Genomic DNA, 23,490 nt, shown 5'->3' with positions numbered 1-23,490 from the left:
CGCTGGCCTACGGTCCGCTGACGCGACAGGCGAATGAACTGCGGTGTAACCCTGTCGGGCCTGGCCGCGATTCAGCTGGTCATCAGCTGTCTGACGCGTTCGAGGTCCTCGGGCGTGTCCACGCCGGGCCCCGGTCGCTCGGCGCTGACATGCACCGCGATGCGTTCGCCGTGCCACAGCACGCGCAGTTGCTCGAGCGCTTCGATCTGCTCCAGCGGCGACACCGCGAGGGTCGGAAAACGGCGCAGGAAACCGGCGCGGTAGGCATACAGGCCCACATGGCGCAGCACGGCCTCCGGCTTCACGCGGGCACCGCCGCCGGGCGCGTCCCGCCACCACGGGATCGGCGCGCGGGAGAAATACAGCGCCAGCCCCTGGGCATCGGTGACCAGCTTGACGACGTTCGGATTCGCGAACTCGGCATCGTCGTCGATCGCGTGCGCGACGGTGGCCATCGCGCACTGCGGCTTCGCGGCAAGCAGGTCGGCGCAGGCGCGGATCATCTCCGGCGCGATCAGCGGCTCGTCGCCCTGCACGTTCACGACCAGCGCGTCATCCGGCAGGCCGAGCTGCTCGACCGCCTCGGCCAGGCGATCGCTGCCGCTGGCGTGGTCGGCGCGCGTCATCAGCGCGCGGATGCCGTGGGCCTCGCAGGCGGCCTTCACCTCGACGGCGTCCGTCGCGACGACGACCTGCGCCGCGCCCGCCAGCGCCGCACGGCGCGCCACCTGCACGATCATGGGCGCGCCGGCGATGTCGGCCAGCGGCTTGTTGGGCAGGCGCGTCGACGCCAGCCGGGCCGGGATGACGATGTGGAAGGCGGCGCTCACGCGGTGTCGCCTTCGTTGTCCGTGGAGCGGGCCTCGTTGGCCAGCATGACCGGGATGCCGTCGCGGATCGGGAAGGCCAGGCGGTCGGCCGGGCACAGCAGTTCGCGACCCGGCAGGCCGGTGTCCGGCGCGTTGCGGCGGTCGTCCAGCGGGCCCTTGCAGACGGGGCACACCAGCATCTCAATCAGTCGATGGTCCATGGGGGATCAGCCGCCGCAGCTCGCGCTGCAGCGCCTCTTCAAAAGCGGGTTCGGGGCGGAAGTCTAGCGCCACCACCCAGATGCGGCAGCCTTGCAGCGCCTCCGGGCGCAACTTGACGGCGTCCTTCTCGGTGATGACGACCTCGTCGGTGCGGGCCCAGGGCAGCGGATCCAGCGTGGCGTGGTCGGGCAGTGCCAGCGCGCGGAAATTCAGGCCCTGTTCGCCGAGCATGTCGAAGAAGCGTTGCGGCCGCGCCAGTCCGGCGGCGGCCAGCAAGGGCTTGCCGCGCAGCGCATGCAGGCGCTCCAGGCGGCCGGGTTCGCCGCGCCACCAGTCGGCCAGCGCGACCGCGCCGGCCAGCTGGCGCGTGCCGACGTAGCCGGGCAGGGCGGTGCTCGGCCGGCCGGTGCTGTAGAGCACCAGCGTGTCCGCGGAGGAGCCCGGCGGCGGCGGCAGTGCACGCGCCTGGCGCAGCGGCCCCGCAGGCAGCAGCCGGCCGTTGCCGAGGCCGCGTTCGTCGAACACGAGCACGCTGAGCTGTCGCGGCAGCCGCCAGTGCTGCAGGCCGTCGTCGGAGACCAGCACCTGGATCCCTGGGTTGGCCTCGAGCAGCGCACGCGCCGCCGCGATGCGGTCGCGACCGACCGCCACCGGCACGCCGGCGCGCAGCTTGATCAGGAGGGGTTCGTCGCCGACGTCCTCGGCGCGGTCGCCGTCGGCGATCACGCGGACCTGCGCGTCATCCGCGCGGCCGTAGCCACGGGAGATCACGCCGGCGCGGATGTCCATGCGCCGGAGCGTGTCCAGCAGGGCCAGCGTCGTGGGCGTCTTGCCGGCGCCGCCGACGACCCAGTTGCCGACGACGATCACCGGCACCGGCAACTTCCCCGCCTTCTTCAGGCCGAAGCGGTACAGCGCCACGCGCAACCGCAGCACCGCGCCGTGCAGCGCGGCCAGCGGCCGCAGCAGGTGGGCGAGGCGGTCGTCATCGCGCCAGGCGCGCTGCAGCCGGTCCTCCAGGGCCGGCCGGGTCATGTCCGGTCCCGGTCCATGCCCACGCTCATTGAGGCTTGTTGGCCGCGAAGGTCAGTCGCGTGAGGTTGGCGCGCCGCGCCGCGTCCATCGCGTTGACCACCGCCTGGTGCGGCGTGGCCGCATCGGCGGAGATGATCACGACCGGCTCCTGCTTGCCCTGCGCCGACTGCAGCATCGCCGCGGTCAGCAGGTCCACGCTGCGGCCCTCGACGGCGTTGCTGTCGATCGAGTAGCGCCCGTCCGCCGAGATCGCCACGATGATCTCCGCCGGCCGCTCCTTCATCTGCTGGGCGTCGGCGGTCGGCAGCGTCAGCTGCAGCTCGGTGAACTTCGAGTACGTCGTCGACAGCATCAGGAAGATCAGCACGACGAGCAGCACGTCGATGAACGGGATCAGGTTGATCTCCGGTTCCTCGCCCTGGCGACGGCGGAACTTCATGCCTTGGCCTTCCCCGAGGCCGGGGTGGCGGCTGGCGGCACGCTGGCCGGGCCGGCGTTCGCGGCATGGGCGCCGGGCATGGCGCGGTTGACCAGGTGTGTCAGCAACCGTTCGCTGGCCTGTTCCATGTCGACGACATAGGACTCGATGCGGCCGCGGAAGTAGCGGTAGAACATCAGCGACGGGATCGCGACGACCAGGCCGAAGGCGGTGTTGTACAGCGCGATCGAGATGCCGTGCGCCAGCAGCGCCGGGTTGTTGCCGCCGGGGCCGGGGCTCTGGCTGCCGAAGATCTCGATCATGCCGACCACGGTGCCCAGCAGACCCAGCAGCGGGGCCGCCGCGGCGATCGTGCCCAGCGTGTTGAGGTAGCGCTCCATCTGGTGGATCGCATGGCGGCCGGCCAGCTCGAAGGACTGGCGCAGCCGGGTCTCCCCGGCGCGCGGATCGGACTGCGACGTGCGCAGGCCGGCGGCCAGGACCTGACCCAGCAGCGAGTTCTCGGCCAGCTTGCCGACGACTTCACCGCTCGGGATCTGGAGCTGGGTCACGCCCAGGACTTCCTCGATCAGGCTGGGCGGTGCGACGCGCGCGGCACGCAGGCTCACGACGCGCTCGATGATCAGCGCCAGGGCCACGACGGAACACAGCAGCAAGGGCCAGATCGGCCAGCCGGCGGCTTGTATGATCGAAAACAAGGCTATCCCTCCGTACGGGCATCTCCGGCCCGGCGGCGCATTATGGCGCCCCGCGACGCCGTCGCCGACCACTCCGGACCCTCATCACAAGCCCTTACAAACATCCACCGTTCCTGTGGATAACTTTGTGGGCAACTGGTCTCGGAACCGCGCCAGGGCCCGTCGCCAGACGGCAAGGATTAGGCTGCTCCAAAAAAGGCAGGAAAAAGCTTTTGAAAAACAAGCGCTTATCGATCTGTGACGCGGGCATGACGGCCAATATGGCCCGCGGAGCCAGCATTGACGCGGCTGTGGAGTTCCGGACCCGCGCCAGCGTTGGGTTTGCGCATGATTGACGCCTCCAAACCCGCATCGCCACGGATGGTCTGGGGCGTGGCGGCCCTGTTGACGGCCCTTTCCGACGCCTTGCAGGCCAGGTTCCCCGTCATCACGGTGCAGGGCGAGCTGTCGGGCTTCACGCGCGCGGCCAGCGGCCATTGCTACTTCAGCCTGAAGGACGCGGAAGGCCAGCCGGCGATGCTGCGCTGCGCGATGTTCCGACGCGCCGCGTCGCTGGTGGACTTCGCGCCCCGGGACGGCATGACGGTGGAGTTGCGCGGCCGGCTCGACCTGTACGGACCGCGCGGCGAGCTGCAGTTCATCGTCGAGGCGATGCGGCGCTCCGGCGAGGGGGCGCTTTACGAACAGTTCTTGCGCCTGAAGGCCAAGCTGGAGTCGCTCGGCTACTTCGACGCGGACCGCAAGCGCGCGCCGCCGCCGTACGCGCGGCGGATCGGCGTGATCACCTCCACCGGCGCCGCGGCGCTCCAGGACGTGCTGACCGCGCTCAGACGAAGAGCGCCACACGCGCAGGTCTTCATCTATCCGACGCTGGTCCAGGGAAATGAAGCGCCGGCAGCGATCGTGCGGGCGTTGGCGACAGCCAACGAACGCGCCGACGCGGAGGTCCTGCTGCTCGTGCGCGGTGGCGGCTCGCTGGAGGACCTGTGGGCCTTCAATGACGAGCGCGTCGTGCAGGCGGTGGCCGAATCGCCGCTGCCGGTGATCTGCGGCGTGGGGCACGAAACCGACATCACGCTGGCCGACCTCGCCGCCGACCTGCGCGCGCCGACGCCGACGGCGGCGGCGGAGCTGGCCACGGTCTCGCGCCAGCAGTGCCTGGAGACCTTGGAGGCCCTGGAGCGCCAACTGGTGCGCCGGGTCGAGCAGCGACTGGACGGCGCCGCCCAGCGACTGGATCGCCTCGCCCTGAGGCTCGCGAGACCGGGCGACGCGCTGGCGAGGCAGAGACGTCGACTGGATCTGCTCTCGCAACGGCTCGGCCAGGTGACGCCGAGAACGGTCTCCCTCGAATCGCAACGGCTGCGCCACCTCGAACAGCGCTTGAACCAGGTCGCTCCGCGCGCCGCGGCGATGGAGACGCAGCGGCTGAGACATCTGGCGCAGCGGCTCGACCGCGCATTGCCGCAGCAGGCGCAGCGCGGCGCGCACCGCCTGGACTCGCTCGAGGCGCGGCTGCAGGCGCTCGATCCCCGCCAGGTGCTGGCACGCGGTTACGCCTGGCTGGACGACGGCCAGGGCCGGGCACTGAGCTCGGTGGATCAGCTCCACGAGGGTCAGGACTTGCGCGCCGTGCTGGCCGACGGCGAAGCTGAACTGCAGGTCGGGCGCGTCGTTCGCCAGGACGTCTGAAGGCGGTCCGCGCCCTCTGTGGCGCGGTATGCGTGCTCCCGGCAGGGGCATGAATTGGCTGCCTACAATCTGCCGCGACATCCCGTCCCATCAACCACCGATTAGGAGTCCCACATGGAACACGTCCTGCCCGAGCTGCCGTACGACAAGAAGGCGCTGGAGCCGCACATCAGCGCCGAGACGCTGGAGTACCACCACGGCAAGCACCACAAGGCCTACGTGGACAACCTGAACAACCTGCAGAAGGGCACCGAGTTCGAGAGCAAGACGCTGGAGGAGATCGTCAAGACCTCCAGCGGCGGCATCTACAACAACGCCGCGCAGATCTGGAACCACACCTTCTTCTGGTCCTGCCTGAAGCCCAACGGCGGCGGCGCGCCGACCGGCAAGCTGGCCGACGCGATCAACGCCAAGTGGGGCAGCGTCGACGCCTTCAAGGAAGCCTTCCAGAAGAGCGCCGTCGGCAACTTCGGTTCCGGCTGGACCTGGCTGGTGAAGAAGGCCGACGGCACGGTCGACATCGTCAACATGGGCGCCGCCGGCACCCCGCTGACGACCGGCGACACCGCGCTGCTGACGATCGACGTGTGGGAACACGCCTACTACATCGACTACCGCAACGCGCGTCCGAAGTTCGTCGAGACCTTCCTGAAGAGTCTGCTGAACTGGGACTTCGCCCAGGCCAACTTCGGCAACTGACCCACCGGCGCCCGCGTCAGCGGGTGCCGATGAAGAACGGCCCGGGCATCGCTGCCCGGGCCGTTGTCGTTTCAGCGTTCGAGTCGCCGCTGTCGCTGCCGTGACGTCGGCTCGCTGCCTGCCGGTACGGAGGCCGCCGGCGCGATCACTTGGGCCAGGGGCCGCCGCGCAGCTTGGCGCCGGCCTTGAGGCCGCGCTTGTCGAACCAGCCCTTGTTCATCTCGAGCACGTAGCGCACCGGCTTGGTCGAGCAGTGCGAGACGTCGGACAGCGGCTGCATCTCGACGATGTTGACGATGGTGCCGTCGTCGCCCACGAAGGCGGCCGACAGCGGGATCAGCGTGTTGCGCATCCAGAAGCACTGCTGCGACGGCTGCTCGAAGATGAAGATCATCCCGGCGTTCTGCGCCATCTCCTTGCGGGCCATCAGGCCGATGGCGCGCTGCTCGTCGGTGCGGGCGACCTCGGCATGGATCAGGTGCATGCCGGCGCCGAGTTCGACGACCGGCAGGCCGGTCTGCGGAATCTGCTGGGCGGCGGCCGGGCCGGCGACCGTCAGGGCGGCCATCGACAGCAGGGTCGAAAGAACGACGGACGATGCCGCGTGTTTGATATTGAGCATGTTGTCACCTCAAGGTTTGGCGGATTATCACGGCCATGTTGCCCGCCCCAGCCGCCACGGTGTCCGCCGGTGCCCTGGGCGCCGATGCCCGACGCGCCAATCGCCCCGTTCCCGACGGCACGCTGACACGCGCGCGATTCCGGTTGTCCGGGCTGCACTGCGCCACCTGCGCCGGCCTGGTCGAGTCGCTGCTGCACGCGCAACGCGGCGTGAAGTCAGCCGAAGTCCATCCGTCGACCCAGACGCTGGTGCTGGACTGGTGGCCGGAGCGCGCGACGCTCGACGAGCTGCGGCAGGCGCTTGCGCCGGCGGGGTACGACTTCGTCCCTGATCTCGCCGGGCCCGCCCGGGACCTGAGGCGTCACGAGCATCGCCAGGCGCTCTGGCGGCTGTTCGTCGCCGGCTTCCTGATGATGCAGGTGATGATGCTGGCGTGGCCGTCCTACGTGGCCGCGCCGGGCGATCTGGCGCCCGACCAGGCCGCGCTGCTGCGCTGGGGCCAGTGGGTGCTGACGCTGCCGGTGATGCTGCTGTCCGCGGGGCCGTTCTTCCGCGCGGCCTGGAGCCAGCTGCGCGGCTGCCGTCCGGGGATGGATGTGCCGGTGGCGCTCGGGCTCGGCGTGGCCTTCGTGGCCGGCAGCGGCGCGACGCTGGACCCGGGCGGTCCGTTCGGCCACGAGGTCTTCTTCGATTCGATCACGATGTTCGTGACCTTCCTGCTCGGCGCCCGGTATCTGGAGCTGCGCGCGCGGCATCGCGCGGCGGCGGCGATCGAGCAGGCCGCGGAGGCCTTGCCCGATGAGGTCGAGCGGATCAGCCCGGACGGGACGGCGGAACGCGTGGCGATCGAGGCGCTGGTGGTGGGCGATCGCGTGCGGGTGGCCGCGGGCCAGCGCATGCCGGCCGATGCGATCGTCGAAGCGGGCACGGGCGCCGCCGACGAATCGCTGCTGACCGGCGAATCGCGCCCGGTCGCGAAGGCGCCGGGCGATGCCGTGCTCGCGGGCAGCGTCAATCTCTCCGGCGTGCTCACGCTGCGCGTGCGGCAGGTCGGGGAACAGACCCGGCTCGCCGGCATCCGCCAGTTGATGGCGCAGGCCTTCCAGGACCGGCCGACGACGCTGCGCACCGCGGATCGCGTGGCGGGCTGGTTCCTCGCGGCAGTCCTCGTGCTGGCCGGGGCGGCGGCGCTCGCCTGGCAGTTCGTCGATCCATCGCGGTCGGTGGCCGTGGCCGTGTCGGTGCTGATCGTGACCTGCCCCTGCGCGCTGTCGCTGGCAGCGCCAGCCGCCTGGGTAGCCGCGGCGGGCGCGCTCGCGCGGCGGGGGATGCTGCTGTCGCGACTCGACGCGATCGAATCGCTCGCGGGTGTCGACCGGATCGTCATGGACAAGACCGGCACGCTGACCGATCCCGCGCCGCGCCTGCGCAACGTGCAGGCCGAGACCCCGGATGCGGAGGCCACGGAGGCCGCGGCGGTGCTGGCCGCAGGATCGCTGCATCCGTTGTCCAGGGCGCTGGTGGCGACCTTGCCCGCGTCGTCCGACGCCAGGGAGGCGTGGACGATCAAGGAGTTCAGCGGTCACGGCCTGGAAGGTCTCGATGCTCGTGGCCAGCGATGGCGTCTCGGATCGCCGCAATGGACCGCCGACGCTGGGCGCTCGACGGGAATGCCGTCGGGCGCGTCCCACGCTCAGATCGTCCTGACCTGCGGCGGCATCGTGCGCGCCGCATGGCAGGTCGACGAACGCCTGCGCGACGGAGCGCCGGCGGCGATCGCTGAGTGGCAGGCGATGGGCCTCGTGGTCGAACTGCTGTCGGGTGACGAGCCCGCGCGGGTCGAAGCTGCCGCCAGCGAGGCCGGCATCGCGCATCGGCGCGGTGGCGCCCGGCCGGAAGACAAGCTTCAGCACGTCACGGCGCTGCAGGCGCGCGGCCATCGTGTGCTGATGATCGGCGACGGCATCAACGACGCGCCCGTGCTGGCGCGGGCGCAGGTGTCGATCGCGATGGGGCAGGGCGCGGATCTCGCAAAGGCACGCGCCGATGCGGTGCTGACCTCGGACCGGCTCGACGCCATCACGGCCGCGCTGCGACTGGCCCGACGCACGCGCTGCGTCGTGCGCCAGAACCTGGCGTGGTCGGCGCTCTACAACGTCGTGTGCGTGCCGATGGCGCTGGTCGGCTGGCTGCCGCCGTGGGCCGCCGGCCTGGGCATGGCCACGAGCTCGCTGCTCGTGGTCGCCAACGCCGCGCGGCTCGGTCGCGCGGTGACCACCCCAGCGGGCTCGCAGGCGGCGGCGCGGACGCTCGGGCATGTGCTCGGGAAGACGCTCGGGCAGACGGCCGACGCTTGAAGGACCCCGCCTCATGGACATCCTCTATCTGCTGATCCCGTTGTCGGTCGTGCTCGTCCTGGTGGTGCTGGCCGTGTTCGGTTGGGCCGTCCAGGACGGCCAACTCGAATCGCTGGACCGGGAAGGTCAACGAATCCTCGAGGACGACGCGCAAGCTTGACGCGCGTCAACACGTACTTCGGGAGCGCGCCGAACAATCGCTGGCATCGGCGCAACAAGCGCCTCGAGGAGCCAGCATGGCAAGCCAGTCAGAGTCGGAGGGAGGACGCGCCGTCGCGTCCAGGGAGGCGTCCCGTGAAGCGTCCCGTGAAGCGCCCCGTGATGTGCCCAGTTATGAGGACGGCGTGGTCCGCGCGTTCTCGCTGGCCGCGGTGCTGTGGGGCGTGGTCGGGATGCTGGTCGGCGTGGTCATCGCCGCGCAACTCGCCTGGCCGGAGTTGAACTTCGGCATCCCCTGGCTGAGCTACGGCCGCCTGCGGCCGCTGCACACCAACGCGGTGATCTTCGCCTTCGGCGGCTGCGTGCTGATGGCCACGGCCTTCCATGTCGTGCAGCGCACGAGCCATGTGCGGCTCTTCGCGCCGGGTCTTGCCTGGTTCACCTTCTGGGGCTGGCAGCTGGTGATCGTGCTGGCCGCGATCACGCTGCCGCTGGGCCTGACGACCGGCAAGGAGTACGCCGAGCTCGAATGGCCGATCGACATCCTGATCGCCGTCGTCTGGGTGTCCTACGCGATCGTCTTCTTCGGCACGATCGGCGTGCGGCGCGTGCGCCACATCTACGTGGCCAACTGGTTCTTCGGCGCCTTCATCATCGCGGTGGCGCTGCTGCACATCGTCAACAGCGCCGAGGTCCCGGCCTCGCTGACCAAGAGCTACTCCGCCTACGCCGGCGTGCAGGACGCGATGGTGCAGTGGTGGTACGGCCACAACGCGGTGGGCTTCTTCCTGACCGCCGGTTTCCTCGGGCTGATGTACTACTACATCCCCAAGCAGGCCAACCGCCCGGTCTACAGCTACCGGCTCTCCATCGTCCACTTCTGGGCGCTGATCTTCACCTACATGTGGGCGGGCCCGCACCACCTGCACTACACGGCGCTGCCCGACTGGGCGCAGAGCGTGGGCATGCTGTTCTCGCTGGTGCTGCTGGCGCCGAGCTGGGGCGGGATGATCAACGGCGTCATGACGCTGAGCGGCGCCTGGCACAAGCTGCGCGACGACCCGATCCTGAAGTTCCTGATCGTCGCGCTGTCCTTCTACGGCATGTCGACCTTCGAGGGGCCGATGATGTCGATCAAGACCGTCAACGCGCTCTCGCACTACACCGACTGGACCGTCGGCCATGTGCACAGCGGCGCGCTGGGCTGGGTGGGCTTCATCTCGATGGGCGCGCTGTACCACCTGATCCCGCGCATGTACGGCCGCGTCGAGATGTACTCGAAGCGCGCCATCGAGCTGCACTTCTGGATCGCCACGCTGGGCATCGTGCTCTACATCGCCGCGATGTGGATCGCCGGCGTGATGCAGGGCCTGATGTGGCGCGCGGTGAACCCGGACGGCACGCTGACCTGGACCTTCGCCGAAGGCGTCAAGGCGACCTACCCGTTCTACGTGGTGCGCCTGCTCGGCGGTCTGCTGTACCTGGGCGGCATGTGCCTGATGGCCTGGAACGTCGTCATGACGGTCCGCGTCGGCCGGCCCGCCCGCCATCCCATCCCCGGCGCCGCGCTCGCGGCCGCCGCCTGAACGTCCGCCAAGGAGCACACGCCATGGCCAACCCCCATGCCACCGCCAGCGGCCACGAACGCATCGAGACCAGCAACTTCCTGATGATCGTGCTGGTGGTGCTGACGGTGATCGTCGGCGGGATCGTCGAGATCGTCCCGCTGTTCTTCCAGCGCTCGACCACGCAGCCGGTCGAACACCTCAAGCCCTACACGCCGCTGCAGCTCGCCGGCCGCGACGTCTACATCCGCGAGGGTTGCTACAACTGCCACTCGCAGATGATCCGGCCGCTGCGCGCGGAGACGCTGCGTTACGGCCACTACTCGGTGGCCGGCGAGTTCGTCTACGACCACCCCTTCCAGTGGGGCAGCAAGCGCACCGGGCCGGACTTGGCGCGCGTCGGCGGCAAGTACAGCGACGAGTGGCACCGCCTGCACCTGAACAACCCGCGCGACCTGGTGCCCGAGTCCAACATGCCCGCCTACGCGTGGCTGGCGGGCGCGGCCGTCGATCCGAAGGAGATGGCGCCGCGCATGCGCGCGCTGCGGACCGTCGGCGTGCCCTACACCGATGAGCAGATCGCCCAGGCGGGCGACGAGGTCCAGGGCCGCACCGAACTGGATGCGGTGGTCGCCTACCTGCAGGTGCTGGGCACCGCGCTGAAGCGCTGAAGCGCCGAACCCCTGAGAGGAGGCCCCATGCCCGACATGGATCTGAATGCGTTGCGCTCCGCGGTGACCGTGGTGTCGCTGCTGGTGTTCGTCGGCATCGTCGTCTGGGCCTATGCCCGGCACAACCGCGAACGTTTCGAAGACCTGGGATCGCTGGTCCTCACCGATGAAGACGGCGCGCCCCGAGGAGGTCGTCATGAGTGATTTCGTTTCGAACGGCTGGTCGCTGTTCGTGGCCGCAGCCACGGTGCTCGGCCTGGCGCTGTGCCTGGCGCTGCTGATCATCGCCAGCCGCCGCAAGGTGATGGCCGAGGACAACTCCACCGGCCACGTCTGGGACGAGGACATCCGCGAGCTCAACAACCCGCTGCCGCGCTGGTGGATGGTGCTGTTCGTGCTGACCGTGGTGTTCTCCGGGCTCTATCTGGCGCTCTATCCCGGACTGGGCGCGTATGCGGGCTCGCTGGGCTGGTCCAGCACCGGCCAGTACGAGCACGAGCAGACCCAGGCGCGCGCCGAGATGCACACGGTCTACGCCCGGTTCGACGGCAAGCCGGTCGAGTCGCTGGCGGCCGATCCGCAGGCCAAGGCGATCGGTGAACGGCTCTTCGCCAACAACTGCGCGACCTGCCACGGCTCGGACGCCAAGGGCTCGAAGGGCTTCCCCAACCTGACCGACAACGACTGGCTCTACGGCGGCAGCGGCGACACGATCGTGCAGACCATTACCCAGGGACGCGAGGGCACGATGCCGCCGATGGCCGCGGCGGTGGGCAGCGGCGAGGACGTGCGCAACCTCGCGCACTACGTGCTGAGCCTGTCGGGCAGCCCGCACAACTCGGTGGCGGCGGCGCTCGGCAAGTCGAAGTTCAGCGCCTGCGCGGCCTGCCACGGCATGGACGGCAAGGGCAACCAGGCGCTGGGGGCCCCCAACCTCACCGACAAGGTCTGGCTGCACGGCTGGGGTGAGTCCGCCATCGTCGCGATGGTCAACAACGGCAAGCACAGCCACATGCCCGAGCACGGTTCGCGCCTGAGCCCGGAGCAGATCCGCGTACTGGCGGGCTACGTGTGGGGACTCTCCCACGCGCAGCCCTGAGCCTCGCGCAGCCCTGAGCGCTGAGCCATGAGCACCGTGAGCCGTGAGTGTCTTGAGCCATGAGCAACCCTGAAGTCCGGGCGGTCTCGCTCTACGCGTCCGAGGCCAAGATCTATCCCCGCGCGGTGCACGGCTGGTTCGCCGTGTGGCGCTGGGCGCTGGTGTGGGCCACGCAGCTGCTGTTCTACGGCCTGCCGTGGTTGCAGTGGAACGGGCGCCAGGCGGTGCTGTTCGATCTGGAGGCTCGCCGCTTCCTGATCTTCGACCTGATCCTGTATCCGCAGGACTTCATCTACCTGACGGCGCTGCTGGTGGTGTCGGCCTTCGGGCTGTTCTTCTTCACGGCGGTGGCGGGCAGACTGTGGTGCGGCTACGCCTGCCCGCAGACGGTCTACACGGAGATCTTCCTCTGGATCGAGCGGCACACCGAAGGCGACCGCGCCGCGCGCATCCGGCTCGACCGGTCCGGCTGGAGCGCGGAGAAGCTGCTGCGCAAGGGCGGCAAGCATGCGGCGTGGCTGGCGGTGTCGCTGTGGACGGGCTTCACCTTCGTCGGCTACTTCGAGCCCGTCCGTGCTTTGGGTGCAAACGCGGCCGCCTTCGTGCTCGGCGGGTGGGAACTCTTCTGGATCCTGTTCTACGGCCTGGCGACCTACGGCAACGCCGGCTACCTGCGCGAGCAGGTCTGCAAGTACATGTGCCCCTACGCACGCTTCCAGAGCGCGATGCTCGATCGCGACACGCTGATCATCAGCTACGACACCACGCGTGGCGATCCTCGTGGTCCGCGCTCGAAGAAGGCGGACCTGTCGACGATCGGTCTGGGCGCCTGCGTCGACTGCCACCAGTGCGTTCACGTCTGTCCGACCGGCATCGACATCCGCCAGGGCCTGCAGCACGAGTGCATCGGCTGCGCGGCCTGCATCGACGTCTGCAACGACGTGATGGACAAGTTCGGCTACGAACGCGGCCTCATCCGCTACGCGACGCAGAACGGCATGCGCCACCGCTGGACGGCGGCGCAGCAGTGGCGTCGCGTGATGCGGCCACGCGTGCTGGTCTACGGCGCGATCCTGTGGCTGGTGTCGGGCGGTCTGGTCTGGAGTCTCGCGGTCCGTCTGCCGTTCAAGCTCGACGTCGTGCGGGACCGCGCGACGCTGGCACGCGAGGTCGAGGACGGCGTGGTCGAGAACCTCTACCGGCTGCAGGTGATGAACGCCGCGGAATCGACGCAACGCTTCGTGCTGGACGTGCGGGACATCGCCGGCCTGCGCGTGGCGTCGCCGTCCGGCGGGTTGACGCTCGGACCTGCGGAGGCGCGCTGGGTCACGGTCGCGCTTCGATTGCCGCCGGAGGTCGCCCGCGAGCTCGGGCCCGGCGCGCATCCGATGCGTTTCGCCCTCCGGCGAGTCGGGCCGCCGGCGGATCCCGCCGATCCGGCCGATCCGGCCGCGCCCGAGGCCGAGGGACACGGCAGCGCGCACGAAGGCGAACTGCTCGAGAAGTCGACGTTCGTGGTGCCGCGATGAGCGCGGTGCGCAGACCTTCCTCTCCTTCCTGTCCTTCCACGCTTTCTCTTCCCATTCCTCTTCAGCAGGAGCGGACATGACGACGACACGATTCAACGAGGCGGACCTGCCCACCAGCGGGCCCTGGTGGCGACATCCGATGATGTGGCTGGTGATCGGCGGCCCGACCGTCGTGGTGGTGGCGTCGATGGCGACGCTGACGCTGGCCATCACGCACCCTGATCCGGTGGTGCAGTCCACGAGTGCAGTCGATCGCAGCGGTGTCGCCGCCGATGAGATCACCGACGCCGCGAAGGCGCCCGCGATGAAGGCCCGCAACCACGCGGCGACCGGTGGACAGGCGCGGTGACGCACCGGTCCTGGGGGCGGCGACGCCGTTGTCGAGACAGCGTCAGGCGCTGCGCCGGACCAGCTGCAGCAGCTGTCGCGGCTTGAGCACGCGCACTTCGCGCGCCCGGACCTCGAGCAGGCCGTCGTCCTGCATCCGCGAGAAGGTGCGGCTCACGGTCTCCAGCGTCAGGCCGAGGTGGCTGCCGATCTCGTCGCGGGTCATCCGCAGGACGACGCTGGACGACGAGAAGCCGCGCGCCCGCAGCCGGCGCATCAGGTGGATCAGGAAGGTCGCCACGCGCTGCTCGGCGCGGACCGAACCGAGCAGCGTCATCACGCCCTGGCCGCGGACGATCTCGCGGCTCATCAGGCGCTGGAACTGGCGGCGCAGCCGGTCGACCTCGCGGGTCATGTCCTCGATCCGGCCGTAGGGCACGACGCAGATGTGCGAGTCCTCCAGCGCCACCGCCTGGCTGGCGTAGGCGCCGCTGAAGAGGCCGTCCAGGCCGAGCATCTCGCCGGCCATGTGGAAACCGGTGATCTGGTCGCGGCCGTCCTCCGCCGAGGCCGAGGTCTTGAAGAAGCCGGTGCGCACCAGGTAGACCGCCTCGAACGGATCGCCGGGCTTGAACAGCACCGTGTTGCGCGCGACCTGCCGGCGGTCCGAGATCAGGCGTTCCAGCTGGTGGACGTCGGCTGCCGGCAATCCCGTCGGCAGACAGACCTGCCGCACCGCGCAGGTCGCGCAGGTGATGCGGGCCGTCTCGGGCTGGACAGGCTGGACAGGCTGGACAGGCTGTGCGGACTGAGCGGACTGAGCGGACTGAGCGGGCTTGGCGGGCCGTGCCAGCCGAAGGGGATGAACGAGAGGAGCGAGCGGGACGAGCGGCACGGCCGAGGCGTGCGGCGCGAGCGGAGGGACCGACCCGGTCGATGGGGCCGAAGCGGGCGGCGGGGGCGGCGTGAGTGGGGTGGGGAGGGTGGCTCTCGGCATGGATTCATCGGGCATGCGAGGAAGCGGCGGATTTTTTGTCGGGGCATAGCCGCCGGCAATGACATCAATCAATGACGCTTTGCCAACAAAGGGTGAGCATCCCGTCCATGAGCTCCGACCCGACCCCGTGGGACTGCCGCATCCCCGATGCCGATCTGCTGCGCCGTTTCGACATCGCCGGACCGCGCTACACCTCGTACCCGACCGCGGACCGTTTCCATGCGGGCGTCGATGCCGCGCGCCAGGGCGAGATGCTCGCGCTGCGCGCGTTCGGTCCCGCGGCGCGGCAGCCGATGTCGCTCTACGTGCACATCCCGTTCTGCGCCTCGGTCTGCTACTACTGCGCCTGCAACAAGGTCGTCACGCGGCATCACGAGCGCGCGGCGGCCTATGTCGACGCCCTCGAGGTCGAGATGAGCCTGGTGCACCGCCGGCTCGGCGACCGGGCGCTGGTGTCGCAGCTGCACTTCGGCGGCGGCACGCCGACCTTCCTCGCCGATCGCGAGCTGTCGATGCTGATGGCGCTGCTGCACCGCCACTTCCGCCTGACAGCGGACGCCGAGATCTCGATCGAGGTCGATCCGCGCACCATCGACATCGCGCGCCTGCGTCACCTGCGCACGCTGGGCTTCAACCGCCTGAGCTTCGGCGTGCAGGACTTCGATCCCGACGTGCAGCGCGCCGTGCATCGCGAGCAGAGCCTGGAGAGCGTGGCCGCGCTGATCGGCGCCTCGCGCGACCTGGGTTTCCGCTCGATCAACGTCGACCTGATCTACGGCCTGCCGCTGCAGACGCCGACCTCGTTCGCGCGGACGGTCGAGCAGGTGGCCGCCTTGCGGCCGGACCGCATCGCGCTCTACGGATACGCGCACCTGCCGCACCGCTTCAAGCCGCAACGCCGCATCGAGCCCGCCGCCCTGCCGCCGACCGGCGACAAGCTGCGCATGCTGTCCGGCGCGATCGCCGGCTTCATCGCGCGCGGCTACCGCTACATCGGCATGGACCACTTCGCGCTCGCCGACGATCCGCTGGCCGTCGCGAAGCGGGAAGGGCGGCTGCACCGCAACTTCCAGGGCTACAGCACGCAGCCCGACTGCGACCTGGTGGCGCTGGGCGTCTCGGCGATCTCGAAGGTCGGCGCGTCGTTCGCGCAGAACGTGAAGACGCTGCCCGAGTACTACGCCGCCTTGCGCGAAGGCCGGCTGCCGGTCGAGCGCGGCCTGGTGCTGGACCAGGACGATCTCGTGCGGCGCGACGCGATCATGGCGCTGATGTGCCAGGGGCGGTTCGACTTCGAGCCGATCGAGCGCTCGCACGGCATCGTCGCCGCCGACTACTTCGCCAAGGAGTTGGAGCGCCTGCGTGCGATGGCGGCGGACGGGCTCGTCACGATCGAGCCGCGCGCGGTGCAGGTGACGTCGATGGGCTGGTTCTTCGTGCGTGCGGTGGCCATGGTGTTCGACCGCTACCTGAACCCGGGAGGCGCCGCGAACGCCTCGCTCGCGACATCGGCGAATTCATCGATGACGACGTCCCCCGACGGGGCCGGGGGCGCGCCGGACGAGGCGCCGGTGCGCTTCTCGCGCATCCTCTGAACGCGACGGAAGGGCAGGGATGCTGTCGCTCGCGCTCGCCGGCACCGCGTTCGTGATGGGCGCGGCCGGGAGCCTGCACTGCGCGGCGATGTGCGTCGCGCCCTGCGCGGCGGTGACGGCCGGTCGACGTCGCGGCATCGCGGCCTTCCACGCCGGACGGCTGCTGGGCTACGCGGCGGGCGGGGCGGTCGTCGCGGCCAGCGTCGGCGGTCTGCTGCGCTGGGAAGCGACGTCAGGCGCGCTCCGGCCGCTGTGGCTGACGGTGCATCTCGCGGCGCTGGCGCTGGGGGCCTTCCTCCTCTGGCGCGCGGCGCCGCCGCGCTGGGTCCTGCGTCTGTGGACGACCCGAGCGCCGGCGGCGGTCGGGATTCCGGTCGCCTCGCTCGGTGGCGGTGGCCTCGCGCTGTCTCCCGTGCGAACGGCCGGTGCCGGCCTGGCCGGGTTGGCGTGGCTCGCCTGGCCCTGCGGCCTGCTGCAGTCGGCGCTGACGGTCGCGGCGCTCGCGGAGGGATCCTGGCAGGGCGCCGGCGTGATGGCGGCCTTCGCGCTCGGTTCGTCGCCGGGATTGCTCGCGGGACCCTGGCTGCTTGCGCGCCTGGGCCGGGCAGGCGGCGGGAGCGGGCTGGCGGGCGGCTCGGGTGTGCGAATCGCAACCCGTCTGTCCGGGGCGATGCTGGCGGCGGGGTCGCTCTGGGCGCTCGGTCACGGCCTGTGGGCGCAGATCCGCGCGTACTGCGGCTGAAGCTCCAAGGGACATGGCCCCGGCATCAGCCGATTGAAAGTTTCGCTGTCATAGAATCAGCGCTTCCGGTTTACCCCAAACCACCCACGCGACTCGCGGAGACGACTCCATGTACCAGCACATCAAGGTGCCCGAGGGCGGCCAGAAGATCACGGTCAACACCGACTTCTCGCTCAACGTTCCGAACAACCCGATCATTCCTTACATCGAGGGTGACGGCACCGGCTTCGACATCACCCCGGTGATGATCAAGGTGGTGGACGCGGCCGTGGCGAAGGCTTACGGCGGCGCCAAGAAGATCCACTGGATGGAGATCTACGCCGGCGAGAAGTCGACGAAGGTCTACGGTCCCGACGTGTGGCTGCCCGAAGAGACGCTGACGGTCCTGAAGGACTACGTCGTCTCGATCAAGGGCCCGCTGACGACGCCGGTCGGCGGCGGCATCCGCTCGCTGAACGTCGCGCTGCGCCAGGAACTGGACCTGTACGTCTGCCTGCGCCCGGTGCGCTGGTTCGAAGGCGTGCCGTCGCCGGTCAAGGAACCGCACAAGACGGACATGGTCATCTTCCGTGAGAACTCGGAAGACATCTACGCCGGCATCGAATTCGAAGCCGAGAGCGAGAAGGCCAAGAAGCTGATCAAGATCCTGCAAGAGGAATTCGGCGTCAAGAAAATCCGTTTCCCGGAAACCTCGGGCATCGGCGTCAAGCCGGTCTCGCGCGAAGGCACGGAGCGTCTGGTCCGCAAGGCGATCCAGTACGCGATCGACAACGACAAGCCGAGCGTCACGATCGTCCACAAGGGCAACATCATGAAGTTCACCGAAGGTGGCTTCCGTGACTGGGCCTACGCCCTGGCCCAGAAGGAATTCGGCGCCGAGCTGATCGACGGCGGCCCGTGGTGCAAGTTCAAGAACCCGAAGACCGGCAAGGACATCGTGGTCAAGGACAGCATCGCTGACGCGTTCCTGCAGCAGATCCTGCTGCGTCCGGCCGAGTACTCGGTCGTGGCGACGCTGAACCTGAACGGCGACTACATCTCCGACGCACTGGCTGCACAGGTCGGCGGCATCGGCATCGCCCCGGGCGCGAACCTGAGCGACTCCGTCGCGATGTTCGAAGCCACCCACGGCACGGCGCCGAAGTACGCGGGCAAGGACTACGTGAACCCCGGTTCCGAGATCCTGTCGGCTGAAATGATGCTGCGTCACATGGGCTGGACCGAAGCGGCCGACCTGATCATCTCGTCGATCGAGAAGTCGATCCTGTCGAAGAAGGTCACGTACGACTTCGCCCGCCTGCTGGACGGCGCGACCCAGGTGTCGTGCTCGGGCTTCGGTCAGGTGATGATCGAGAACATGTGATCACGAACGCGTGATCGTCGCGGCCCGGGCTTGAACCGGGCCTCGATCAAGAACCCCAGTGCGCGAGAGCGCCCTGGGGTTTTTTCATGCTTCGCGCGCCACGCGGTGCTTTCGTGTCGTCCGCCGTCGTCCGACGACGGGTTCACAGAATGGGCGGCTTGCAAGCTTTCCAGGAAGTACCCCCATGCGCGTCGACAAGATGCTCACCACGGCGCTCGGCGCCGCAGCCCTGCTGCCCCCAGAAGTCTCCGCAGGCCAGCAGCGCCCGTCCAACCAGGTGTCGCCGAACGGCGCCAACGGCGCGTTTCCGTCCAACAGTCGCGTCTCCATGTCCGGAGGCAGTCAGCCTGGCCGTGTGAGCCTGCCGCCGCTCGGACAGACTGGCGCCGCAGCGGCGAACCGGCCTGCGCAAGCCGCCGCCGCCTCCTCGTCGGAGACCTTCAACACCGCGGCCGGCGGTCGCGCCGCCGCTGCGTTCCAGCGCGATTTCGCGCAGCGCCTGCAGGGCGCTCCGATGGGCAGCGTCCTCGCCTCTCGCGAGGCCCTCGGCCTGAAGCCGCACGATTTCGCGATGGTCGACATTGGAGGCGAAGGCCAGAAGACGGCGCCCGACGGCATGAAGAGCGGCAACCTGCATGCGATCAATGTCAATGCGCAGTCGACGATCTCGTCGGGACCGATGAAGCTGCAGACCGCGCCGGGCGAATCCGGACCGGGCCGCGACGTCAACGGCGGGCCCATTCCCAACCTCGTGCGCATCGGCGAGTGGCCGTCGCCCGGCAAGGCCTCGGCGGAGGGCTTTGTCCCGCTGGCCAAGGGCTTTTCCAATCTCACGACGATGGAAGGCGCTCCGGTCTTCCCCTATCACGTCGCAGAGCTCGACCGCGTGACCTCGTCCAAGGGCTGGATCGCGCTGACCGTCGATGAGAGCTTCAAGCCGCAGGTCGATCAGTTGGCCAAGGCCCGCAACGGCGGCGACGTGTGGCATCTGTCCAAGGCCTCGCCGACGGACAACGATCGATACATCGTGCCGCCCGCGGGGCTGTCCGCCGAGGAGTCCAAGACCTTCCAGGCGAAGTTCGAGGCGGCCGGTCCGCACGAGATGCATGACGTCGCGCAGGCGATCTCGCAGCAGTTGGCGAGCAAGGCTGGCCGGGCGTCGCACGACGAGCTCTGAGCGCTGAGCGCGAGCCAGGCCCCGGCCCTCAGGGGCGCGCCTGGCGTCGATTCACAGCTTCGTGAAGCGGATCCAGTTCAGGTTCCAGTCGCCCGTGGGCGCGTAGACGCCGACGTCGTAGCTGCCGGCGTTGATGCTCACCGTCTGCGACACGGTGCGCCAGGTCTGCCAACCGCCGGTCGCCGGAATGTCCGCCGTTCCCAGGCGGACGGTGCCGCCGTTGAGGTCCAGCGACAACGTCGCGCCGTTGGGGCTGGCGACGCGGTAGTCGACGCGGTAGGTGCCGCTGCTCGGGAAGGTCACCTGTCCGTAGACCATCCAGTCGCCCGCGTCGATCCAGCCGATGTTCAGGCCGCCTTCCGTGCACGCCTCCGTCTGCACGCCCCGCTGGGCGGTGAAGCTTTCCGCCTCGATCTGTCGCGACCAGTTGGACGGGGGCTCGGTGGCGACCAGCGGCGACAGCGGGCCGGCCCACAGGCTCGGCACGTCCTCGCGATTGGTCCCGGGCCGAGGCGAGGGCTGATAGGCCGGGAAGTCCGGACTGTCGTGCCCGACCTGCGGGAACAGCAGGCGCATCGAGTAATCCATCTTCATCAATTCGACCGAGCCGGTCGCGGTGATGCTGTAGACCTGACCCGGCTGCACAGGCACGGCACGGGCCAGGCTGCACTGGTTGAAGCCATAGCCCTGGTAGGGCGTGCAGCTGGATTCCTGCCCCGTGCTGAGGTTCTTCACGGTCAGGGTGCCGATGCCGGCACCGCCGGCCGTGAAGCCGCCGGCCTCGGTGAGGGTTCGCGCGACACGCAGATTGCCGTAGGCCACCGTGCAGTTCGCGCAGTCGACGGTGTAGGCGTAGTACGGCTGCGCGGGCACGTTGGTGCCGCTGGTCAGGCGGAAACCGTATTGCGGCAGGCGCGTGGCCGGATGCGCCTGGTCCCGGTCGTTCATGTAGGAGGCGTACTGGCCGTTCGCCTTGCCGTAGCGCCAGGTCTTGCCGCTGTCCTCCGACCACGCCACGTGCTCCCGCGGATCCAGCGACAACAAGGCGTCGGTCGCGTCCTTGTTCAGCTCGTTGCGACCGTGGGGGCCCGCCAGCGTGGCGTCGCCGATGGGCGCGTTGAAGGAGAAGAAGTTGTGCGCCGGATCCGGGTGTTCATTGCTGATGACCAGGCCGTACATCTTTCCCGCCTTCAGCGAGGCGCGCAGCGTGGCCCAGGCCAGGACCGGGGTTTCGTTCCGGACCTCCGCCTTCGCCTGGTTGTGCCGGGTGCAGCCGTTGACCGTCTCCGAGGCGATCTGACCCGCCGGCAGGCCGGAGGCCGCATCGATGTCGACCAGGCGGACCCGCATCGTGCCGCCGTCGCCGGCGCCGTAGCCGTCGCCGGTGTCCCAGCACTTCGCGCCTTTCAGCTTGAAACCGAAATAGACCCGGTCGATCTGCAGGTCCGCGCGGGGCACGAAGCGCAGCAGCTGCCGGTAGTTCGACGCCTTGAGCGGCGAGTCGTTGACGTTCTCCGCCCCGAGGGTCAGCGCCCCAGGGCGACCGGGGCCGCCGCCGCCCGCCCAGGACGGCATCGGGGCGAGTCCCAGGGTCAACGCCAGGGACGCGAAGGCTGTCCACAGCCCCAGCATCCTGAAAGAAACATTCGCCATGTCGGTCTCCGCGACGGGTGGATGCCCGATGTCGACGCTTCGACGCGGGTCGGGTCGGGTCGGGTCGGACCGTAGGAGCCGCGAGCCCCCGGGCACGGGGGAGCGCGAAGACATCGGCGAGCGCCCGAAGCCGCGCGGCGCTCCTCCGACCCGCGGCGCGGGTCACCCCGCGGGCGAGGCGGGTATCGCGCTTGCCAACCCAGGGCATCCATCCCATCAAGGAGTGTTCATGCGACACCAACTCTTCAGCAGGAGTGGCCTCATCGCCGGGGGCGTTCTCGCCGCCGCTGCGCTGACCGGCTGCTCGACGAACAAGGTCGAGACCGCCTCCCAGCTCGGCGAAAGCCGGGGAGCCCTCGAGGCCGCGCAGACCAGCATCGGCGCCGGCGATTCACCCGATCTGGTCGTGGCCCGCGCCCGCCTGGCAGAAGCCCAGGAAGCGCAGAAGAAGGGCGATCACGCGCTCGCACGCCGCAAGGCGGACGAGGCCGAGGCGGCCGCCGCGCTGGCGCGATCCAAGGCTGCGCGCGATCGCTCGGAGAAGGCCGCCGTCGAGCTCGACCGCAGCCTCTCGACCCTGCGTGAGGAGCTCAATCGCGGCCCGGCACCCGCCGCGCCCGCCCGTTGATCCGTCAGCGACTGCCACTCTGAGGAGACACCATGAATCGATACTGGAATATCGCTGGCGGACTCACGGCCCTGGCGCTGGCCGCCTGCTCGTCGGTCCCCCTTCCGAATGCCGGCCTGGATGCCGCCAAGCGCGACTACGCGCAGGCCACCAGCGATCCGAACACCAGCCGCTACGCCTCCGCTGAACTCTCGAAGGCCAAGGAATCCCTGGACCGTGCCGACTTCGCCTGGCGGGAACGCAAGGATCCGTCCGAAGTGGACAGCGCCGCCTCGGTCGCTTCCCAACGGGCCCAGACGGCGATCAACCTGGGCGCCGCGCGCGCCGCCGACGCGAAGGTCGAGCAGGCCGGGCTCGAGCGTGAGCGCCTGCGCGCGGAGGTCCGCACCCGCCAGGCCCAGGTCGCGCAAGGCCAGGCCGCCACCGCCGAGGCCGCCGCCATCGCCGCATCCGAGCGTGCCAATCGCCTGCAACGCGAACTCGCCGAGATCCAGGCCAAGCCCACGCCGCAGGGCCTGGTCGTGATGCTGCAGGACGTCCTGTTCGACACCGGCAAGGCGACGTTGAAGGAAGGCGCCTACGGTCGCCTGGATACCTTGTCCTCGGCGCTGCGCAACCATCCGGAACGTCGCATCCTGATCGAAGGCTTCACCGACAGCACCGGCGGCGCGCAGCTCAACCTCGACCTGTCCCGCGCCCGCGCCGAGTCGGTCAGGGACGCGCTGGTGAAGCGCGGTGTCGACGCCGGTCGGATCGACGTCCGCGGCAACGGGGAGGCTCGTCCCGTGGCCTCCAACGACAACGCCGCCGGGCGTCAGCAGAACCGTCGCGTGGAGATCGTGTTCTCCGATGAACGTGGCGCCTTCCCCGGCGCACGTTGAAATCGGTAGGTCGGATCGAGGATCCGGGCGTCGCGGCGCCCGGATCCTTGAGCGATTCCTTGACCGATCCGCGGTCGATGTTTCCTTCTGACCACAGGAGCCCGTCGGTCGTTGCACCGGTCGTCGCGCGAGGGCCTGACGGTCCCCGGAAAGCAGAAAGCCCGCTTGCGCGGGCTTTCTTGCGTGCGAGGCAGATCAGCGGATGTGGTTCAAGCCGCAGCCGCCTGCTGTCCCGCGTGGGCTTCCGCCAACAGCGGCATGCCCAGGGGCGCCTCCAGGGGCGCGTCCGAGGCGTCACCACCGTCCAGCGGACGGATGTTCTGCGCCAGCTGGCCCTTGGGGCCCTGCACCAGCTCGTAACTCACCTTGCCGCCTTGTTTCAGCGTCCGGAAGCCGTCCATCTGAATGGCCGAGAAGTGCGCGAATACGTCGCCTCCCCTTGCTCGGGCTCAATGAAGCCAAACCCTTTGGCATCGTTGAACCACTTGACCGTGCCTGTTGCCATGTTCTTCTCCATCCCGGTGTCTTTCT

General features: G+C 69.4%; 24 protein-coding genes and 1 pseudogene. 16 read left to right on the top strand and 9 right to left on the bottom strand.

Features of this window, described 5'->3' with window-relative positions:
* Positions 1–71 precede the first annotated feature (71 nt).
* The 5 genes from kdsB to ACQ86G_RS28905 are packed head-to-tail and all read right to left on the bottom strand — an operon-like array spanning position 72 to position 3,203.
* Positions 72–830 carry a 3-deoxy-manno-octulosonate cytidylyltransferase gene (gene kdsB / locus ACQ86G_RS28925; protein ID WP_431258482.1) on the bottom strand — a complete coding sequence of 253 codons (759 nt, stop codon included), beginning with the start codon at positions 828–830 and terminating at the stop codon, positions 72–74.
* Positions 827–1,030, bottom strand: a complete 204-nt coding sequence (locus ACQ86G_RS28920; RefSeq protein WP_431258481.1) for a Trm112 family protein — start codon at positions 1,028–1,030, stop codon at positions 827–829. The genes kdsB and ACQ86G_RS28920 overlap by 4 nt, the downstream gene beginning before the upstream one ends.
* A complete protein-coding gene (lpxK, locus tag ACQ86G_RS28915) occupies positions 1,011–2,066 on the bottom strand; it encodes a tetraacyldisaccharide 4'-kinase (protein WP_431258480.1) in 1,056 nt (351 codons plus the stop codon). Before lpxK ends, ACQ86G_RS28920 begins: the two co-directional genes overlap by 20 nt.
* A gap of 25 nt (positions 2,067–2,091) precedes the next feature.
* Positions 2,092–2,505: an ExbD/TolR family protein gene (locus ACQ86G_RS28910; protein ID WP_431258479.1), complete on the bottom strand. Its 414-nt coding sequence runs from the start codon at positions 2,503–2,505 to the stop codon at positions 2,092–2,094.
* Positions 2,502–3,203: a MotA/TolQ/ExbB proton channel family protein gene (locus ACQ86G_RS28905; protein WP_431258478.1), complete on the bottom strand. Its 702-nt coding sequence runs from the start codon at positions 3,201–3,203 to the stop codon at positions 2,502–2,504. The genes ACQ86G_RS28910 and ACQ86G_RS28905 overlap by 4 nt, the downstream gene beginning before the upstream one ends.
* Positions 3,204–3,530: 327 nt before the next feature.
* Here ACQ86G_RS28905 and xseA point away from each other — a divergent pair, with 327 nt between their 5' ends.
* Complete coding sequence (gene xseA / locus ACQ86G_RS28900) at positions 3,531–4,895, top strand: exodeoxyribonuclease VII large subunit (protein WP_431258477.1); 1,365 nt, start codon at positions 3,531–3,533, stop codon at positions 4,893–4,895.
* Between the two features lie 114 nt (positions 4,896–5,009).
* Positions 5,010–5,594 (top strand): superoxide dismutase, encoded by a 585-nt coding sequence (locus ACQ86G_RS28895; protein ID WP_431258476.1) that lies wholly within the window; start codon positions 5,010–5,012, stop codon positions 5,592–5,594.
* Between the two features lie 145 nt (positions 5,595–5,739).
* Here the strand turns inward: ACQ86G_RS28895 and ACQ86G_RS28890 are convergent, their stop codons facing one another.
* Positions 5,740–6,216, bottom strand: coding sequence for a DUF192 domain-containing protein (locus ACQ86G_RS28890; RefSeq protein WP_431258475.1), 477 nt, complete (start codon positions 6,214–6,216; stop codon positions 5,740–5,742).
* 35 nt (positions 6,217–6,251) lie between these two features.
* On the opposite strand from ACQ86G_RS28890, the gene ACQ86G_RS28885 reads away from it, so the two are divergent.
* From ACQ86G_RS28885 to ACQ86G_RS28850, 8 genes are all read left to right on the top strand, one after another.
* Positions 6,252–8,573, top strand: a complete 2,322-nt coding sequence (locus tag ACQ86G_RS28885; RefSeq protein ID WP_431258474.1) for a heavy metal translocating P-type ATPase — start codon at positions 6,252–6,254, stop codon at positions 8,571–8,573.
* A gap of 13 nt (positions 8,574–8,586) precedes the next feature.
* On the top strand, positions 8,587–8,733 hold the full coding sequence (gene ccoS / locus ACQ86G_RS28880; protein ID WP_431258473.1) for a cbb3-type cytochrome oxidase assembly protein CcoS: 147 nt from the start codon (positions 8,587–8,589) through the stop codon (positions 8,731–8,733).
* 163 nt (positions 8,734–8,896) lie between these two features.
* Positions 8,897–10,318: a cytochrome-c oxidase, cbb3-type subunit I gene (gene ccoN / locus ACQ86G_RS28875; protein WP_431258472.1), complete on the top strand. Its 1,422-nt coding sequence runs from the start codon at positions 8,897–8,899 to the stop codon at positions 10,316–10,318.
* 23 nt (positions 10,319–10,341) lie between these two features.
* A complete protein-coding gene (ccoO, locus tag ACQ86G_RS28870; RefSeq protein ID WP_431258471.1) occupies positions 10,342–10,968 on the top strand; it encodes a cytochrome-c oxidase, cbb3-type subunit II in 627 nt (208 codons plus the stop codon).
* A 27-nt stretch (positions 10,969–10,995) separates the two neighbouring features.
* Positions 10,996–11,172, top strand: coding sequence for a cbb3-type cytochrome oxidase subunit 3 (locus ACQ86G_RS28865; RefSeq protein WP_331613849.1), 177 nt, complete (start codon positions 10,996–10,998; stop codon positions 11,170–11,172).
* A complete protein-coding gene (gene ccoP / locus ACQ86G_RS28860; protein WP_431258470.1) occupies positions 11,165–12,067 on the top strand; it encodes a cytochrome-c oxidase, cbb3-type subunit III in 903 nt (300 codons plus the stop codon). The genes ACQ86G_RS28865 and ccoP overlap by 8 nt, the downstream gene beginning before the upstream one ends.
* 59 nt (positions 12,068–12,126) lie before the next feature.
* Complete coding sequence (gene ccoG / locus ACQ86G_RS28855) at positions 12,127–13,596, top strand: cytochrome c oxidase accessory protein CcoG (protein WP_431258469.1); 1,470 nt, start codon at positions 12,127–12,129, stop codon at positions 13,594–13,596.
* Between the two features lie 76 nt (positions 13,597–13,672).
* Positions 13,673–13,945, top strand: coding sequence for a hypothetical protein (locus ACQ86G_RS28850; protein WP_431258468.1), 273 nt, complete (start codon positions 13,673–13,675; stop codon positions 13,943–13,945).
* Between the two features lie 42 nt (positions 13,946–13,987).
* Here the strand turns inward: ACQ86G_RS28850 and ACQ86G_RS28845 are convergent, their stop codons facing one another.
* Positions 13,988–14,659: a cyclic nucleotide-binding domain-containing protein gene (locus ACQ86G_RS28845; protein ID WP_431258467.1), complete on the bottom strand. Its 672-nt coding sequence runs from the start codon at positions 14,657–14,659 to the stop codon at positions 13,988–13,990.
* A 368-nt stretch (positions 14,660–15,027) separates the two neighbouring features.
* Here ACQ86G_RS28845 and hemN point away from each other — a divergent pair, with 368 nt between their 5' ends.
* From hemN to ACQ86G_RS28825, 4 genes are all read left to right on the top strand, one after another.
* Positions 15,028–16,515, top strand: a complete 1,488-nt coding sequence (hemN, locus tag ACQ86G_RS28840; protein WP_431258466.1) for an oxygen-independent coproporphyrinogen III oxidase — start codon at positions 15,028–15,030, stop codon at positions 16,513–16,515.
* A gap of 19 nt (positions 16,516–16,534) precedes the next feature.
* The gene (locus ACQ86G_RS28835; protein ID WP_431258465.1) at positions 16,535–17,257 is read left to right on the top strand and encodes a sulfite exporter TauE/SafE family protein; all 723 of its coding nucleotides are present in this window, start codon (positions 16,535–16,537) and stop codon (positions 17,255–17,257) included.
* Positions 17,258–17,366: 109 nt separating this feature from the next.
* Positions 17,367–18,620, top strand: coding sequence for an NADP-dependent isocitrate dehydrogenase (gene icd, locus ACQ86G_RS28830; protein WP_088405217.1), 1,254 nt, complete (start codon positions 17,367–17,369; stop codon positions 18,618–18,620).
* Between the two features lie 184 nt (positions 18,621–18,804).
* Complete coding sequence (locus tag ACQ86G_RS28825) at positions 18,805–19,797, top strand: hypothetical protein (protein WP_431258464.1); 993 nt, start codon at positions 18,805–18,807, stop codon at positions 19,795–19,797.
* A gap of 51 nt (positions 19,798–19,848) precedes the next feature.
* Here ACQ86G_RS28825 and ACQ86G_RS28820 read toward each other — a convergent pair whose 3' ends face one another.
* Positions 19,849–21,450 (bottom strand): carbohydrate-binding protein, encoded by a 1,602-nt coding sequence (locus ACQ86G_RS28820; protein WP_431258463.1) that lies wholly within the window; start codon positions 21,448–21,450, stop codon positions 19,849–19,851.
* Positions 21,451–21,679: 229 nt separating this feature from the next.
* On the opposite strand from ACQ86G_RS28820, the gene ACQ86G_RS28815 reads away from it, so the two are divergent.
* Positions 21,680–22,078, top strand: coding sequence for a hypothetical protein (locus tag ACQ86G_RS28815; RefSeq protein WP_431258462.1), 399 nt, complete (start codon positions 21,680–21,682; stop codon positions 22,076–22,078).
* Between the two features lie 32 nt (positions 22,079–22,110).
* A complete protein-coding gene (locus tag ACQ86G_RS28810; protein ID WP_431258461.1) occupies positions 22,111–22,959 on the top strand; it encodes an OmpA family protein in 849 nt (282 codons plus the stop codon).
* Between the two features lie 311 nt (positions 22,960–23,270).
* Here the strand turns inward: ACQ86G_RS28810 and ACQ86G_RS28805 are convergent.
* A pseudogene (locus ACQ86G_RS28805) lies at positions 23,271–23,464 on the bottom strand (cold-shock protein); the annotation flags it as partial.
* Positions 23,465–23,490 lie beyond the last annotated feature (26 nt).

This window comes from Roseateles chitinivorans (genome assembly GCF_050632145.1).
Taxonomy (GTDB): domain Bacteria; phylum Pseudomonadota; class Gammaproteobacteria; order Burkholderiales; family Burkholderiaceae_C; genus Roseateles; species Roseateles chitinivorans_B.
This window is presented reverse-complemented; position numbering and strand designations above follow the sequence as displayed.

Excerpts from the sequence above, each read along its gene's own strand:
- ACQ86G_RS28920 (WP_431258481.1), bottom strand. The coding sequence starts at position 1,030 with ATGGACCATCGACTGATTGAGATGCTGGTGTGCCCCGTCTGCAAGGGC.
- lpxK (WP_431258480.1), bottom strand. The coding sequence starts at position 2,066 with ATGACCCGGCCGGCCCTGGAGGACCGGCTGCAGCGCGCCTGGCGCGAT.
- ACQ86G_RS28910 (WP_431258479.1), bottom strand. The coding sequence starts at position 2,505 with ATGAAGTTCCGCCGTCGCCAGGGCGAGGAACCGGAGATCAACCTGATC.
- xseA (WP_431258477.1), top strand. The coding sequence starts at position 3,531 with ATGATTGACGCCTCCAAACCCGCATCGCCACGGATGGTCTGGGGCGTG.
- ACQ86G_RS28895 (WP_431258476.1), top strand. The coding sequence starts at position 5,010 with ATGGAACACGTCCTGCCCGAGCTGCCGTACGACAAGAAGGCGCTGGAG.
- ACQ86G_RS28890 (WP_431258475.1), bottom strand. The coding sequence starts at position 6,216 with ATGCTCAATATCAAACACGCGGCATCGTCCGTCGTTCTTTCGACCCTG.
- ACQ86G_RS28885 (WP_431258474.1), top strand. The coding sequence starts at position 6,252 with ATGTTGCCCGCCCCAGCCGCCACGGTGTCCGCCGGTGCCCTGGGCGCC.
- ccoS (WP_431258473.1), top strand. The coding sequence starts at position 8,587 with ATGGACATCCTCTATCTGCTGATCCCGTTGTCGGTCGTGCTCGTCCTG.
- ccoO (WP_431258471.1), top strand. The coding sequence starts at position 10,342 with ATGGCCAACCCCCATGCCACCGCCAGCGGCCACGAACGCATCGAGACC.
- ACQ86G_RS28865 (WP_331613849.1), top strand. The coding sequence starts at position 10,996 with ATGCCCGACATGGATCTGAATGCGTTGCGCTCCGCGGTGACCGTGGTG.
- ccoP (WP_431258470.1), top strand. The coding sequence starts at position 11,165 with ATGAGTGATTTCGTTTCGAACGGCTGGTCGCTGTTCGTGGCCGCAGCC.
- ccoG (WP_431258469.1), top strand. The coding sequence starts at position 12,127 with ATGAGCAACCCTGAAGTCCGGGCGGTCTCGCTCTACGCGTCCGAGGCC.
- ACQ86G_RS28850 (WP_431258468.1), top strand. The coding sequence starts at position 13,673 with ATGACGACGACACGATTCAACGAGGCGGACCTGCCCACCAGCGGGCCC.
- hemN (WP_431258466.1), top strand. The coding sequence starts at position 15,028 with ATGAGCTCCGACCCGACCCCGTGGGACTGCCGCATCCCCGATGCCGAT.
- ACQ86G_RS28835 (WP_431258465.1), top strand. The coding sequence starts at position 16,535 with ATGCTGTCGCTCGCGCTCGCCGGCACCGCGTTCGTGATGGGCGCGGCC.
- icd (WP_088405217.1), top strand. The coding sequence starts at position 17,367 with ATGTACCAGCACATCAAGGTGCCCGAGGGCGGCCAGAAGATCACGGTC.
- ACQ86G_RS28825 (WP_431258464.1), top strand. The coding sequence starts at position 18,805 with ATGCGCGTCGACAAGATGCTCACCACGGCGCTCGGCGCCGCAGCCCTG.
- ACQ86G_RS28820 (WP_431258463.1), bottom strand. The coding sequence starts at position 21,450 with ATGGCGAATGTTTCTTTCAGGATGCTGGGGCTGTGGACAGCCTTCGCG.
- ACQ86G_RS28815 (WP_431258462.1), top strand. The coding sequence starts at position 21,680 with ATGCGACACCAACTCTTCAGCAGGAGTGGCCTCATCGCCGGGGGCGTT.
- ACQ86G_RS28810 (WP_431258461.1), top strand. The coding sequence starts at position 22,111 with ATGAATCGATACTGGAATATCGCTGGCGGACTCACGGCCCTGGCGCTG.